This window comes from Priestia sp. ABM2_011, from assembly GCF_056158845.1.
The window spans coordinates 3339078-3351103 of the sequence record NZ_JBSWUB010000001.1 but is presented as its reverse complement, the minus strand read 5'-3'; the positions used below and the strand labels follow the sequence as shown (position 1 = coordinate 3351103).

Below are 12026 nucleotides of genomic sequence, written 5' to 3'. Positions count from 1 at the left end.
AATAAAGCTATAAAAAAGAGGTAAATGCATCTATAATGATAAGAGACAGAGAGATAAAGAAAAGAGGTTGAGAAATGAATCAAGATTCTAAACGAGCAGGTATTGTTTATACAGCCAGCGCTTACGTTATGTGGGGGCTTTTTCCGCTTTACTGGAAGCTTCTTGGCGAGGTGAATGCGAATGAAATACTCGCTCACCGCGTTATATGGTCATTTGTTTTTATGCTTTTACTTTTGCTTGTAACAAAGCAAATGAGTTCTTTAAAGAAGACGCTTGGTTTATTATTTCGTAATACGAAACAAGCGGTCATTTTATTTGTGGCTTCAGTGCTGATCAGCATCAACTGGTTCGTTTACATTTGGGCGGTTAACCATAATCATATTATTGAAACAAGTTTAGGTTACTACATCAATCCGCTCGTTAGTATTTTGCTTGGCATAGTCGTTTTAAAAGAGAAGCTTAATTTTTGGCAAGGTGCTTCTGTTGGATTGGCTGCTATAGGTGTTATCGTTATGACAGTTACATACGGACATATCCCATGGGTATCATTAAGCTTAGCGTTTAGCTTTGGTTTGTACGGTCTTGTAAAAAAGACTATTCAGTTAGAAGCAAAAGTAGGATTAACGATTGAAACGATGATGGTTGCACCTATTGCAGTTATTTATTTTATTTTTCTTTTAGTGAAAGGATCTTCAAGTTTTTCCCTTCAGTCGCTTGATCTGAGTGCTCTTTTAATTGGAGGCGGTGTTGCTACAGCTATGCCACTATTGTATTTCGCTAAAGGGGCCCCGCTTATTCCGCTATCGATGGTCGGTTTTTTACAGTACATTGCTCCTACCATGACGCTTTTATTAGGGGTATTCGTGTATCACGAACCGTTTTCTAGCGTGGAAATGATTGCCTTTTTGTTCATTTGGGGCGGGTCGGTTATGTTCATTTTATCTAAAACTAAGTTCATGAGCTCTCATCAGCCGAAATTCTTTAAAGGGCGTTCAGCTTAACGGACAAAAAAGCGGATATCTTTAGATATGCGCTTTTTTGTCTGCTGTAAAGAAATAAAAACGGAGACGGAAAAGTCACCGTATGTATACTTTATAGCTTCCGCTTGAAATGAGCGTTCAACTGACCTTGAAGCATTTGGTTTTTTACTTCTTTCATTTTTCTCGCTTCATCTTTTTTAGCCAGTTCTGTGCGTATTTCACTCGTTTGAACTCCTTCTTCTATACGATCGGCAATATCCATTAATCGTTCGACGTCTGAAAACGAATATTTCCGGATACCCGTATTGGTTCGGTCCGGAAAGAGCAGGCTTCTTTTCTCATAGTAGCGAATTTGTCTTTCTGATAAACCGGTTAATTCTTTTACAATCCCAATAGACATGACTTTTTTATCTCGATATGACGCTTCATTCGTAGACAATCTCCCTCACCCCTGAGTACGTAGTAGTATGTTATTATAAAGGAAAAAAATACAAAAAATTATAACATGTAATACATTCTAACATATATATGTTATATTTTTGAATTACTATGTGAGAAAAAGTGACATAAATAATGAAATAGGGAAAAGAGTCCTATAAACTAATGATTAACTCGATCCCAAGTGGTTAACCATACAGGATAAAGCCTTGTGGTTAATCACTTGCTTTCAAAATGATGAATAGAAAATAAATGTGAGAATATACATAAATTCTAAAAGGGAAGGGCGTTTTACATGGCTGTGCAACAATTGAAAAAAGAAGAGATTATTGAGCTGGCAAAAGAAATTATTGAACTCGATTTGAAAAGAGATGAAAAATTTGAAGAATTGACAGAGTTAGCCGGAAATCGTGCATATGAAATTTTGCGCAGAGTACAAAATGCCTGTTTATAAGTAATGAAAAAATCCCGCCTAGAGCGGGATTTTTAATGAGATTGCTGTTCAAGATTAAATAATTCTTGTTTCATCTTAGCATGATCGAGGTTTTCACCTATAAAGACAAGAGTGGTGGGCAGCTTCATCATTTCTTTCATATATAGAGGCATGCCGTATGAATATTGAAACGAATACGTATCATTCGAATGAGTGAAGCGCATGTAGCCTTTAATGCGATAAATGGTATCTGGCATTTGGCGCAGCCAATTTTCAAATAATTCAAGATCCACTTTTTTTGTAAACTCATATACAAATGTTTTCAAATGAAGATGATCTTCAACATGAGCCTTATGGTGCGGCTGTTTTTGAGACAGCTGAGCTTTTTGAATTACATCAAGCTTTACGCGGGAAAATGTCGTTAATAATGTCCTTGCACTAGCGTTAATGGATTGAATCTCAAAAAGCAGGGAAGACTTTTCTGACTCAGACAGCATGTCCGTTTTATTTAATAAAATTACATCCCCATGTTTTACTTGTTCTTGAAGAAGTTTTTGAAGTTGAATGCTTAAGGAACCACGTTCTTTCCATCTTGTCGCATCCAGTGTGGTGATAATACTTTTAATCGTAACTTGATGCGCAAAAAGAGGAGACATACAAGCATCTAATACTTCAATGGGATGGGCAACTCCCGTTGTTTCTATATAGATAGCATCCAATGTGTTCTCCTGTAAAAGTGAATGAAGCTGCGTTTCAAATTGACCTTGAATCGTACAGCACACGCAGCCATTTAGCAATTCTTTTAACGGCGTGTCTTCTTCTACTTCATTTGAGTCAATCGAAATTTGGCCAAGCTCATTCATCACAACAGCAATATTGCGATTACGATCTTTTTCTTGCTGAAGCAGCTGTTTAAGCAACGTTGTTTTTCCGCTGCCTAAAAATCCAGATAAAATGTAGATTTCTGTTTTCATTTCAGTCTCTCCTATGTAAATAACATTATTTAAATCGGAATTTTTCCGATTACGGGTTGGTAAATCGTATATCCAAGAGGGGATAAATGTCTAAACGTAAATTTTTATGCTTTTTTGTATTCATTATAACAACTTTAAAAGCGCTATGGCTATCTTTTGTAGAAAACTCAAAATACAATGAAATAAGAATATTATAAAATTTCAAACTAGCTGTGCTACAATAAAAGAAAAAGAAAAGGGGAGCAAAAGTTATGCGAATATTAGTTTTAGGCGCAGGCGGCGTTGGCGGTTATTTTGGAGGCAGGCTTGTGGAAAAAGGAGAAGATGTTACTTTCCTTGTCAGAGAACGCAGAAAAAAAGAGCTGGAACAAAACGGACTTGTGATTAAAAGTGCACACGGTGACTTCACTTCACCTGTACAAGCTATTACAAAATCTGAGGTAAAAGGACCTTATGATGTTATTTTGTTCACAACGAAGGCTTATCATCTTACACAAGCAATTGAAGATGTCCGTCCTTTTGTAGGGAATCAGACCGTTGTAATACCTTTGTTAAACGGTATGGCTCACGTCGCTCCATTGCAGGAAGCTTTTGGGGAAGAGAAAGTCATTGGAGGGCTGTGCTTTATTGAAACTACTTTAAACCAAGATGGAGAGGTCGTCCAGACGAGTCCTGCTCACAGACTTGTATTTGGTGAATTTAAGCAGAAGGACACAGAACGATTACAACTGATTGAGCAAGCGTTCAGTGGTACAAAAGCTTCGTTTGTGAAAAGTTCATATATTGAACAGGATATGTGGCATAAGTATTTGTTTATTACGGTTATGTCAGGCATGACTACTCTTATGCGCGCACCTGTTGGACCAGTTTTAGCAGCAAAAGGCGGGCGTCAATTTGTGCAAGAACTTTTTAAAGAAGTGGAAAATATTATGATGGCCTACGATGCACCATTAGCCGAAGGAATCATTGAACAGCATATGAATACGATGGACAAAATGACGTATGACATGAAGTCATCGATGCAGCGCGACATGGAAAAAAGCTCTCAAATTGAAGGAGACCACCTTCAAGGATATTTGCTGAAGTTAGCTGAAAAATCGTCTATACACGTACCGCTTCTTCAAACTGTACATACGCATCTAAAAGTATATGAAGAAATGTTAAAAGGTTATCAAAAATAATGACAGCAAAAATTGATTTAGCAGTCATGCAAGTATTGCAAAAGCTGCTAAGTACAGCAGAAATGGGACAATTGCCTTCCGCTCCTGGCATTTATTTTTTCTTTGATGAACCCGGCAGGCTTTTGTATATCGGAACCACGACGGGCTCTCTATCAGAAAGAGTAAGAGCTCACGTTGCAGGAAAAGGTGTTAGCAATACAAAAAAATTCCACAAAGAAATTCATGCGGTTGGATATATTGAAGTTCATGGATTAAAAAAAGAATTAGATATGTTGAGAACGATGCTTGTAAATGGTTATTTTCCAAAATACAATAAACAAGATGTAAAAAGAGAAAATGAATACGACATTTACACCGTTCACGGCAGAGTCCTCAGGGATACAGGAGTTGACAAGAAAAAAGTCTCTAAGCGAAAAACGGTGCTAAAGCCAACGTTAAAAGAGATAGAGATTCGCCAAGAAAACAGCGATATTACATATGCACGAGTCGCAAATATGAATGCTGAAGATCGAGTGAAAAAATTGTGGTCTTGTCAAGAAGCAGGAGCGCAGCTACATCTTCCGGAGTCGAAAGTGTTAGCAATAAGTGACCGGCTCTTAAAAGAACAGTATACATTTCAGCGAGATATGAAAAAGAATATGATGTTTACGATGCGGGATTTAGTTGTTATTCAAGTGTTGTTAAATTTAAATCCGACTCATGATTTGAAAAAGAGAGAAATAAAGGAAGCCATCAGTTTAGTGCGTAAATTTGGCATAGAAGAAGCTCTTCGCATCTCTGAAAAATTACTCAAAACGTAATAAAATCCATGATCATTGTGATCATGGATTTTATCATTTATCATTCGCGCTTAAGCTAATTCGTCAATAACTTTTGGTAGAGCCATAATGGAAATAACGCAAAGTGAACTGACAACTTGATGCATTTCAAAAATGGCAATGATGAATAACATCAGTGATATATATAATTGAAGGCCTTTTAATCCCCACGGCTTGCGATCGAAAAAAAAGTCGCTAAGTACAAATACAAAGAAAATGAGCGAACTGAACAAAATAATCATGGATGTAGACATGGAACGATCATAAGCAATGATAAATAACAAAGCGAGAAGCGACACAACAGATATAACTTTTAATGTTTTAATCATCGTGTTTTTATTCACTTTTTTCACCTTCATTTGTAGGATTGATCTTTCATCCTCATTTTATAGGATAGTCAAAAGTTCTAAAAGTCAAACGAATAAATCATAACAACAATTTAACATCTTTATACTACATTTACATTGAGAGAAAAAAATGGGCGGGTTTTGAGCTTTGTGCACTTCATTGACGCGTGCAAAGAACAAGTGCTATAGTATGTTTGCTCTAAAAGCTAAAGGAGCAAAGTTTTCAAAGGACGTGACTATGTGAACGAAACACTATTAGTAATTGATGGATTTAATTTATTAAGCCGCTGTTATTTTGCTACTTCTTATGGAAGAGATGAAGCAGCGTTGACAAGAAACAGTAAGGGCCAATTTACGAATGCCCTGAGAGTAACGATTCAAAAAATGCATGCATTGATTCACCAATATGAGCCAAGCCATATTTTCGTCGCTTGGGATGTTAAACGCGAGGATACAAAACGTAAAGATACATACGCTTTATATAAGCAAACAAGAGCAGAGCTGCCTGATCCGCTGATTCAGCAGTACGAAACGTTAAAGCAATTTTTTGATACAGTAGGCATTTATCAAATGTCATTGTCTTCTTATGAAGCAGATGATTTAATTGGAGCACTTGCAAGCAAGTGGAGTAAGGAAAAGCAAAGTCCAGGGTACATCTATAGCAACGACCGAGACTTGCTTCAGCTCCTAGATCAACATATTTCGCAAATTATTGCTAAAAAGCAGGTTGGCGATCTTGTTTATGGCTTTAAGCACTTTCAAGAAGAATATAATATTCATCCTCGTCAATGGGTGGACGTAAAAGCATTGCTTGGTGACAAATCTGATAATATTCCGGGCGTTCCAGGTGTAGGAGAAAAAGCCGCACTGCCTCTTATTCAACAATATGGCTCTATCCATGAAATTTATGCACAAATTGAACAATTAGATCCAGCTTTTAATCGTTACAAAAAAAGCTAGCAGAAGGAAAAGAACTAGGTATGCTTAGCCGTGAACTCGCTGAGATTATTATAGACATTCAAGAAATCAGTATGTTGAATTGGGAAGAATTAACATTTATGTATGATTATGAACGATGGAATAAAGAAATTCAAAGTCTAGAACTAAACATTAGGATTCGCTCCTGATTTTTAGTACAATACAATTTATGAACATGAGAAAGGAGTAACAAGCGTGCAACCAATTCATAAAGAAACAGTTCAAAAAAAAATACAAACATTTTTAAATAAAGACGTATATGTACACCTTGAAACGACAAACGGTGCATATGCTTCACACGTAAATGAAAAAGTAATGACAGTTGGGGCTTTTATTCGCAATGGTAAAGTCACTATTTCAAACGGAAAGATAACTGGAGAAGGTCCTTATCGTGTAGGTCTTCAAATTGATTTAGGATGGATTTATGCAGAGGGATTAACAGATTGGGAAATTGATGAAGAAGGCAGACTTCTTTTAGCAGGGCATGACTTTGAAGGTCGTTTAGCAGTTGCCCTTCAATTAAGTGAACATCCGTTTTCATAACAGAAAAGAGAGGAGAATAGAACATGGAAGAAAGATTATTAATTGTATTTCCGCATCCTGACGATGAAGCATATGGAGCAGCAGGAATGATCACGCAAGCTAGACAAAAAGGAACGCCCGTTACATATGCTTGTGTTACGCTAGGTGAAATGGGACGAAACATGGGTAGACCGCTGTTTGCTAACCGTGAAACTCTACCTCAAATCCGAAAAAAAGAACTTTTAGATTTAGCAAACGTTTTAGACATTCAAGACTTGCGTATGCTAGGGCTTCGTGATAAAACGCTAGAATTTCTTGATATTGATGTTTTTGCAGATAAAATTGAAGAAATTATTAACGATGTAAAGCCGACTCACATTTTAACGCATTACCCTGGCTTTGCAGTACATCCTGATCACAATGCCACGGGAGCAGCTACGATCCAAGCGGTAAAACGTATGCCAAAAGAAAAGCGTCCGGTTGTTTGGTGTCATGCGTTTTCAAAAGATCGTATTGAACATATTGGAGAACCAGATGTTATTTTTGATGTAACAGCGATGAAAGATAAAAAAATTGAAGCGTTAAAAGCCCATCGTTCTCAAACAGAAGGAATGATGAACGCAATTGACTTCGATCGCTTATCTGACTATCCGCAAATGGAACGTCTATTAACAAGAGAAGAATTCTGGACATATAACTGGGAGTAACAGATGAAAAAACAGCGAATTTTATTTATTGGAGCGGGACGAATGGCTGAAGCCGTAGCGGCTGGCTTGGTTACGAGCAGCGCTGATAGTATTGAGGCAGTGGTGATGTCAAACAACGGAGATATCGGTCGGTTACAGCGAGTTGAAAAAACGTACGGCGTACAAACGACGCAAAATTGGCGCCAGGAAGTTGACAATTCGGACGTTATTATTTTAGCGATGCCTCCCGAGGCGCATCCTTCCGTTCTCAAGGAACTTTCGACTCATTTAAATCAGCAATTTGTTGTAACGTTAGCTGCAGGAATTGGTCCGAGTTATTTAGAAAACCACCTTCCTCAGGAAACGCCTGTCGCTTGGATTATGCCAAATACAGCTGCTATGATTGGGCAATCGATGTCCCTGTATACACTTGGAACTTCTGCAACAAAAGAGCATAAAGAAGTGCTTCAAATGATTTTAAAAGGAATTGGTGAAGCGCATGAGTGTTCAGAAAAAGAAGTACATGAGCTAACGGCTGTAACTGGCAGTGCACCTGCGTTTTTATATTATTTTGCAGAATCGTTAATTGATGCAACGACTGCTTACGGTGTGGACGAAAAAACAGCCAAAGATTTAGTTATTCAAATGATGTATGGCTCTGTACAAATGCTGCATGAAACCAAAGATCCTGCGTCTTTAAGAGAGCAAGTAACAACTCCAGGCGGCGCTACTGCCGAAGGATTAAAAGTGATGAAAGAACAAGACTTTTTCTTAACAATGAAGCAGGCAATTGAAGCAACGAATAAAAAAGCAATGGGTGGAAGCTAAAAAAGCTCATACAACCATATGTTAGATAAAAAATCCGAACTATAGTTCAGCATTCTTTCATTAGAATGTTGAATCAGTTCGGATTTTTTTATGAATAGACTTTCTTAACATAAAAATATGCCTCTTTGGAATCGTTTTTTCTCTATGTGCCGAGCTTTTTTAGTCATCGACAAATCGCTTTTTTGTATCAGAAGTTGGGAGCATGCAGTGCTGCTGTTTGCCAAACCACTTATATCGGTTGCGAGCGATCCAGTTGTATACGATATCTCGAATAGGCGCAGGAATGATAATAAGTGCATATAAAAATTTAACGGGTCCATCTAAGCGCTTGGCGATTTTTAAAGCAGCCGTTGATTGTATATATCTTTGTTTTCCATGGATATATACAATGCTATCTAATTGCTCAGGAAGTAAGCCGTGAGAGGCGAGCTGCTGCTTTCCGAAATCTGATTGAAGAGAGGCGAAAGAAAACAAAGCTTGTTCATCATGTTTAATAATAAATTGAACACTGCTGTTACATAAATTACATATGCCATCAAAAAGAATCAAATGTTTCATTGGACAATTTCGCTCCTATTCCATAAAAAAAGTATAATTACTTGTCATTTTTGAAAAATAAAGGTACGTTTAAAAGATGTGAAAGTGATCCAAATGCAAAGGTAATTCGATTATATAATAAGGACTCATAAGAGTTAAAGGAGAAGGGTATGAAAGAGCAAAACGACGTTGTCTTATACAATAGAATAAAAGAACAAGACAAAAAAGCCCTTGAACTGCTGTATGACAAGTATGAGCGAATTCTTTATTCGTTTGTATACCGGTTAACAAATAGCTCTGATATTGCTGAAGAAGCTGTTCAAGAAGTATTTATTAAGCTGTGGAGAGGAAAGGGAGTTTACAGCGATGAAAAAGGGAAGTTTTCATCATGGCTGTTTACGATTACAAGAAACACCGCGATTGATATGGTGAGAAAAAGAAAAACCGATCCTATTTTCTCAGAAGAAATTTTTGATTTTATTGAAGATGATCATCCTCAGATTGACGAGCACCTTCAGTGGAAAGAAGAACAGCAGAGAGTACGGCACGCTGTATCAAAATTGTCTGAAGACCAAAAAAAGATTATTCAATCCGTTTATTTTAAGGGATTAACGCAGCAAAAAGTAGCAGAAGAGCAGCAAATCCCATTAGGAACAGTAAAGGGTAGGGTGCGATTAGCGTTGCGGAAATTAAAAACATATTTAGGTACCGATGCAGAAGGGAGAGCTGATTCATGAGTATGTGCGATAAACTAATTGATTACTATAATGATCAGTTGACTTCCCATGAGAAAAAAGAGTTTGAAATGCACTTAAAAAACTGTCAAAGCTGTCAGGATGAACTAAAAGAACTGGAGGAAGTTCTTGGAGATCTAACGTATTTGACACCAGAGCAATCTCCTCCTCCAGAAATGAAACAGCGAATACTTGCAAATGTATTCGAAGAAGATCAAGGTGAGACAAAGAGAGAATCAATAGCTTTAAAAAATGAAAAACAATATGCTGCGTCTAAGAAATCAAATAAAAAATCCGTCATTATTGGATTAGCTGCGGCACTTATTTTATCCCTTGTAGGAAACAGCTACTTTCTGTTGAAAGATGGAGACAAAGGCAAACAAGAACCAAATGTTTCGGTTGCTCCTCAAAATGAACCTCTTACATCTGAGAAAACGATGAAGCTGCAGGCAGAGCCGAATGTTTCTGGTGAAGCAACAGCATCTCTGACGAAAAAAGGTGGAAATTTAAATGTGGTCATTCAAGCGAATAACTTGAAAAATGTAAAAGGGAATGAAGTCTATCAGGTATGGCTCATAAAAGGTGATAAGCCTCACCCGGCAGGTGCTTTTGTAACAGATAAAAATGGAAATGGGACAGTGGTCTATACGATGAGCCAAAAAGAACAGAGTGAAAAGTGGGATGTTATGGCCATTACTTTAGAACCGAACGCGAATAATAAGACGCCAAAAGGAAACGTTGTGTTAAGTTCAGCGCTCTAACAAAAACCCTTCTGCTAGCAGAAGGGTTTTTGTTACGTGCAGTTAATCATCTTCAAACTGTATAGCAATGGTTTGATCATTTTCTATCTTATTCAGTCGAATTTCCAATAAACCATTTTTGTACTTAGCGCGAACTGGTTCGTCCGTGTAGTGAAAAGGAAGTTTGACCGTGCGAGAAAATACGCCTGTATGGCGTTCGTTCAGCTTTAGCTTTTGTTTAGATGCTTCATAAGCATAAGGAACGTTCCCTTCAACTGTTAATATATTTGCGTCCAACTTAATTTGAATGTCGTTAGTGGAATGTAGTCCAGGAACTTCAACGACGATAATGCCTTCTTTATCGGTTTCATATAAATCGACGTTTGGAAATCGCTTTGGCAAGATGTGATTTAAATCGCTCCAAAAGTGATTTCCAAGCATATCTTCTACCTTATGCTGAATTGAACCCCAATCAATCTCTTCATATTTTTTACTCAAAGGAACCCCTCCTTATATTCACGTAAATTCCTTCTATATATATGAAAAAAAGAAAATTCAATGCCTGCTTACAAAGAATGAGAAAAATGCGTAAATAAGTGAAAAAATGTGAGGAAAAAAAGAGATTTTGAGTGAAAAAGAAGGATTATGTAGAATAAAAAAAGTATAATTACGTATAGAGCTTTCTATTATTCTAAATGAAAGCAAGTATGTGAAGGGGGAAGTTGAGATGAGAGAAAAGCGTACATCCAGTGGTTTTCTATTAAAACAACGTGCTTTCTTAAAATTATATATGATTACAATGACGGAGCAAGAGCGTCTGTATGGCCTTCGGTTATTAGATGTGTTGAGAGATGAATTTCGACCTTTTGGGTTCAAACCTAATCATTCTGAGGTATACAAAGCTCTTCATGACTTGATTGAAGACGGTGTCCTCAAACAGGTGAAGCGTAAAAAAGAAGGAATGAAGCTTCAAGAAGTGGTTTATTATACATTTACAAATGAGGGAGAAGAGAAAGCTAAATTATATAAAAAACAATTAAAAGTAGAGCTGGAGCGGTGTGAAGCTATGATTCAAAAAGCTATTCGTGACAACTTCGGGTCCAAATGAACGTGTCTTTAGTTAGAAAAGACACGTTTTTTCTATAGCTGATTTTGTCGTCTTATGTCGGAATAAAAGTTATAAAATGGGTACAAAGTAGTGTAAAAGATGGATATATAGTTATATTATGGATAAAATACACACTTTTAACATATATGGATGAATTCGATTTTAAAGATTATGCACTATTCATAAATAGTGTACGAATTGATATGATACAAAGTGTATATAAATCTATTTAATACGTTATTTGCCATATTTTAAGAACTTATAAACCGTTATCAGACCATCATTCAAGCATTTTGGTTTTAGCAACTCTGACGAATTTGACTAGATTTGTATCGAGAAGATATTATTTGTTTACTATGAAAGGAATGGATTTTATGAAGTCTACAGGAATTGTAAGAAAAGTAGATGAATTGGGTCGCGTAGTAATTCCTATTGAATTGCGCCGTATTTTAAATATCAACACAGGTGATCCAGTAGAAATATATGTTGATGAAGATATTATTATTTTACAAAAGTATAGCCCGTATGGTGCTTGCTTAGTAACTGGGGAAATTACGCGTGAAAACTTAACCTTTGGTAATGGAAACGTTGTGTTAAGTAAAAAAGGTGCGGAACAGCTTTTACAAGAGTTAGAGCGTACCTTAAATAAATAAGAAGTTTTAGGTCTTAGTATAAGGAAGAATATCCATCCATCTTTAAACCAAAAAAGAACGTTCTTTTGA

General features: G+C 36.8%; 16 protein-coding genes and 1 pseudogene. 12 read left to right on the top strand and 5 right to left on the bottom strand.

Features of this window, described 5'->3' with window-relative positions; translation table 11 throughout:
• The first annotated feature begins 74 nt into the window (after nt 1-74).
• The gene (gene rarD / locus ACXAE4_RS18000) at nt 75-1001 is read left to right on the top strand and encodes an EamA family transporter RarD (protein WP_154988949.1); all 927 of its coding nucleotides are present in this window, start codon (nt 75-77) and stop codon (nt 999-1001) included.
• A 91-nt stretch (nt 1002-1092) separates the two neighbouring features.
• Here the strand turns inward: rarD and ACXAE4_RS17995 are convergent, their stop codons facing one another.
• A complete protein-coding gene (locus ACXAE4_RS17995; RefSeq protein ID WP_013082852.1) occupies nt 1093-1419 on the bottom strand; it encodes a MerR family transcriptional regulator in 327 nt (108 codons plus the stop codon).
• 294 nt (nt 1420-1713) lie between these two features.
• Between ACXAE4_RS17995 and ACXAE4_RS17990 the strand changes: the two genes are divergently transcribed.
• Nucleotides 1714-1872: a hypothetical protein gene (locus ACXAE4_RS17990; protein WP_013056708.1), complete on the top strand. Its 159-nt coding sequence runs from the start codon at nt 1714-1716 to the stop codon at nt 1870-1872.
• A gap of 32 nt (nt 1873-1904) precedes the next feature.
• Here ACXAE4_RS17990 and ACXAE4_RS17985 read toward each other — a convergent pair whose 3' ends face one another.
• A complete protein-coding gene (locus ACXAE4_RS17985; protein WP_154988947.1) occupies nt 1905-2825 on the bottom strand; it encodes a CobW family GTP-binding protein in 921 nt (306 codons plus the stop codon).
• Between the two features lie 251 nt (nt 2826-3076).
• On the opposite strand from ACXAE4_RS17985, the gene panE reads away from it, so the two are divergent.
• Nucleotides 3077-4006, top strand: coding sequence for a 2-dehydropantoate 2-reductase (gene panE / locus ACXAE4_RS17980; protein ID WP_028413634.1), 930 nt, complete (start codon nt 3077-3079; stop codon nt 4004-4006).
• Nucleotides 4006-4806: a GIY-YIG nuclease family protein gene (locus ACXAE4_RS17975; RefSeq protein WP_154988945.1), complete on the top strand. Its 801-nt coding sequence runs from the start codon at nt 4006-4008 to the stop codon at nt 4804-4806. Before panE ends, ACXAE4_RS17975 begins: the two co-directional genes overlap by 1 nt.
• A gap of 50 nt (nt 4807-4856) precedes the next feature.
• Here the strand turns inward: ACXAE4_RS17975 and ACXAE4_RS17970 are convergent, their stop codons facing one another.
• Entirely contained in the window at nt 4857-5168 is a 312-nt protein-coding gene (locus ACXAE4_RS17970) for a hypothetical protein (RefSeq protein WP_016763842.1), read from the bottom strand.
• Nucleotides 5169-5411: 243 nt separating this feature from the next.
• On the opposite strand from ACXAE4_RS17970, the pseudogene ACXAE4_RS17965 reads away from it, so the two are divergent.
• From ACXAE4_RS17965 to proC, 4 genes and pseudogenes are all read left to right on the top strand, one after another.
• A pseudogene (locus ACXAE4_RS17965) lies at nt 5412-6298 on the top strand (5'-3' exonuclease).
• 46 nt (nt 6299-6344) lie between these two features.
• On the top strand, nt 6345-6692 hold the full coding sequence (locus tag ACXAE4_RS17960; protein WP_013056714.1) for a YojF family protein: 348 nt from the start codon (nt 6345-6347) through the stop codon (nt 6690-6692).
• Between the two features lie 23 nt (nt 6693-6715).
• Complete coding sequence (bshB2, locus tag ACXAE4_RS17955) at nt 6716-7378, top strand: bacillithiol biosynthesis deacetylase BshB2 (RefSeq protein WP_013056715.1); 663 nt, start codon at nt 6716-6718, stop codon at nt 7376-7378.
• A gap of 3 nt (nt 7379-7381) precedes the next feature.
• Entirely contained in the window at nt 7382-8185 is an 804-nt protein-coding gene (gene proC, locus ACXAE4_RS17950; protein ID WP_028413631.1) for a pyrroline-5-carboxylate reductase, read from the top strand.
• Nucleotides 8186-8344: 159 nt separating this feature from the next.
• On the opposite strand, the gene ACXAE4_RS17945 is transcribed toward proC, so the two are convergent.
• A complete protein-coding gene (locus ACXAE4_RS17945) occupies nt 8345-8743 on the bottom strand; it encodes a thiol-disulfide oxidoreductase DCC family protein (protein ID WP_154988943.1) in 399 nt (132 codons plus the stop codon).
• Between the two features lie 149 nt (nt 8744-8892).
• Here ACXAE4_RS17945 and ACXAE4_RS17940 point away from each other — a divergent pair, with 149 nt between their 5' ends.
• Both ACXAE4_RS17940 and ACXAE4_RS17935 read left to right on the top strand, forming a co-directional pair.
• Nucleotides 8893-9459 (top strand): RNA polymerase sigma factor, encoded by a 567-nt coding sequence (locus ACXAE4_RS17940; RefSeq protein WP_116738408.1) that lies wholly within the window; start codon nt 8893-8895, stop codon nt 9457-9459.
• Entirely contained in the window at nt 9456-10217 is a 762-nt protein-coding gene (locus tag ACXAE4_RS17935) for an anti-sigma factor (RefSeq protein WP_028413628.1), read from the top strand. Before ACXAE4_RS17940 ends, ACXAE4_RS17935 begins: the two co-directional genes overlap by 4 nt.
• Before the next feature lie 42 nt (nt 10218-10259).
• On the opposite strand, the gene ACXAE4_RS17930 is transcribed toward ACXAE4_RS17935, so the two are convergent.
• On the bottom strand, nt 10260-10694 hold the full coding sequence (locus tag ACXAE4_RS17930) for an Hsp20/alpha crystallin family protein (protein WP_013082862.1): 435 nt from the start codon (nt 10692-10694) through the stop codon (nt 10260-10262).
• Nucleotides 10695-10923: 229 nt separating this feature from the next.
• Here ACXAE4_RS17930 and ACXAE4_RS17925 point away from each other — a divergent pair, with 229 nt between their 5' ends.
• On the top strand, nt 10924-11304 hold the full coding sequence (locus tag ACXAE4_RS17925; protein ID WP_013056721.1) for a replication termination protein: 381 nt from the start codon (nt 10924-10926) through the stop codon (nt 11302-11304).
• 374 nt (nt 11305-11678) lie between these two features.
• Complete coding sequence (locus ACXAE4_RS17920) at nt 11679-11957, top strand: AbrB/MazE/SpoVT family DNA-binding domain-containing protein (RefSeq protein WP_025752053.1); 279 nt, start codon at nt 11679-11681, stop codon at nt 11955-11957.
• Nucleotides 11958-12026 lie beyond the last annotated feature (69 nt).

What these genes read in the sequence shown, in the direction of transcription:
- ACXAE4_RS17975 (WP_154988945.1), top strand. Translation starts at nt 4,006, where the DNA reads ATGACAGCAAAAATTGATTTAGCAGTCATGCAAGTATTGCAAAAGCTG.
- bshB2 (WP_013056715.1), top strand. Translation starts at nt 6,716, where the DNA reads ATGGAAGAAAGATTATTAATTGTATTTCCGCATCCTGACGATGAAGCA.
- ACXAE4_RS17935 (WP_028413628.1), top strand. Translation starts at nt 9,456, where the DNA reads ATGAGTATGTGCGATAAACTAATTGATTACTATAATGATCAGTTGACT.
- rarD (WP_154988949.1), top strand. Translation starts at nt 75, where the DNA reads ATGAATCAAGATTCTAAACGAGCAGGTATTGTTTATACAGCCAGCGCT.
- proC (WP_028413631.1), top strand. Translation starts at nt 7,382, where the DNA reads ATGAAAAAACAGCGAATTTTATTTATTGGAGCGGGACGAATGGCTGAA.
- panE (WP_028413634.1), top strand. Translation starts at nt 3,077, where the DNA reads ATGCGAATATTAGTTTTAGGCGCAGGCGGCGTTGGCGGTTATTTTGGA.
- ACXAE4_RS17985 (WP_154988947.1), bottom strand. Translation starts at nt 2,825, where the DNA reads ATGAAAACAGAAATCTACATTTTATCTGGATTTTTAGGCAGCGGAAAA.
- ACXAE4_RS17925 (WP_013056721.1), top strand. Translation starts at nt 10,924, where the DNA reads ATGAGAGAAAAGCGTACATCCAGTGGTTTTCTATTAAAACAACGTGCT.
- ACXAE4_RS17940 (WP_116738408.1), top strand. Translation starts at nt 8,893, where the DNA reads ATGAAAGAGCAAAACGACGTTGTCTTATACAATAGAATAAAAGAACAA.
- ACXAE4_RS17920 (WP_025752053.1), top strand. Translation starts at nt 11,679, where the DNA reads ATGAAGTCTACAGGAATTGTAAGAAAAGTAGATGAATTGGGTCGCGTA.
- ACXAE4_RS17945 (WP_154988943.1), bottom strand. Translation starts at nt 8,743, where the DNA reads ATGAAACATTTGATTCTTTTTGATGGCATATGTAATTTATGTAACAGC.
- ACXAE4_RS17990 (WP_013056708.1), top strand. Translation starts at nt 1,714, where the DNA reads ATGGCTGTGCAACAATTGAAAAAAGAAGAGATTATTGAGCTGGCAAAA.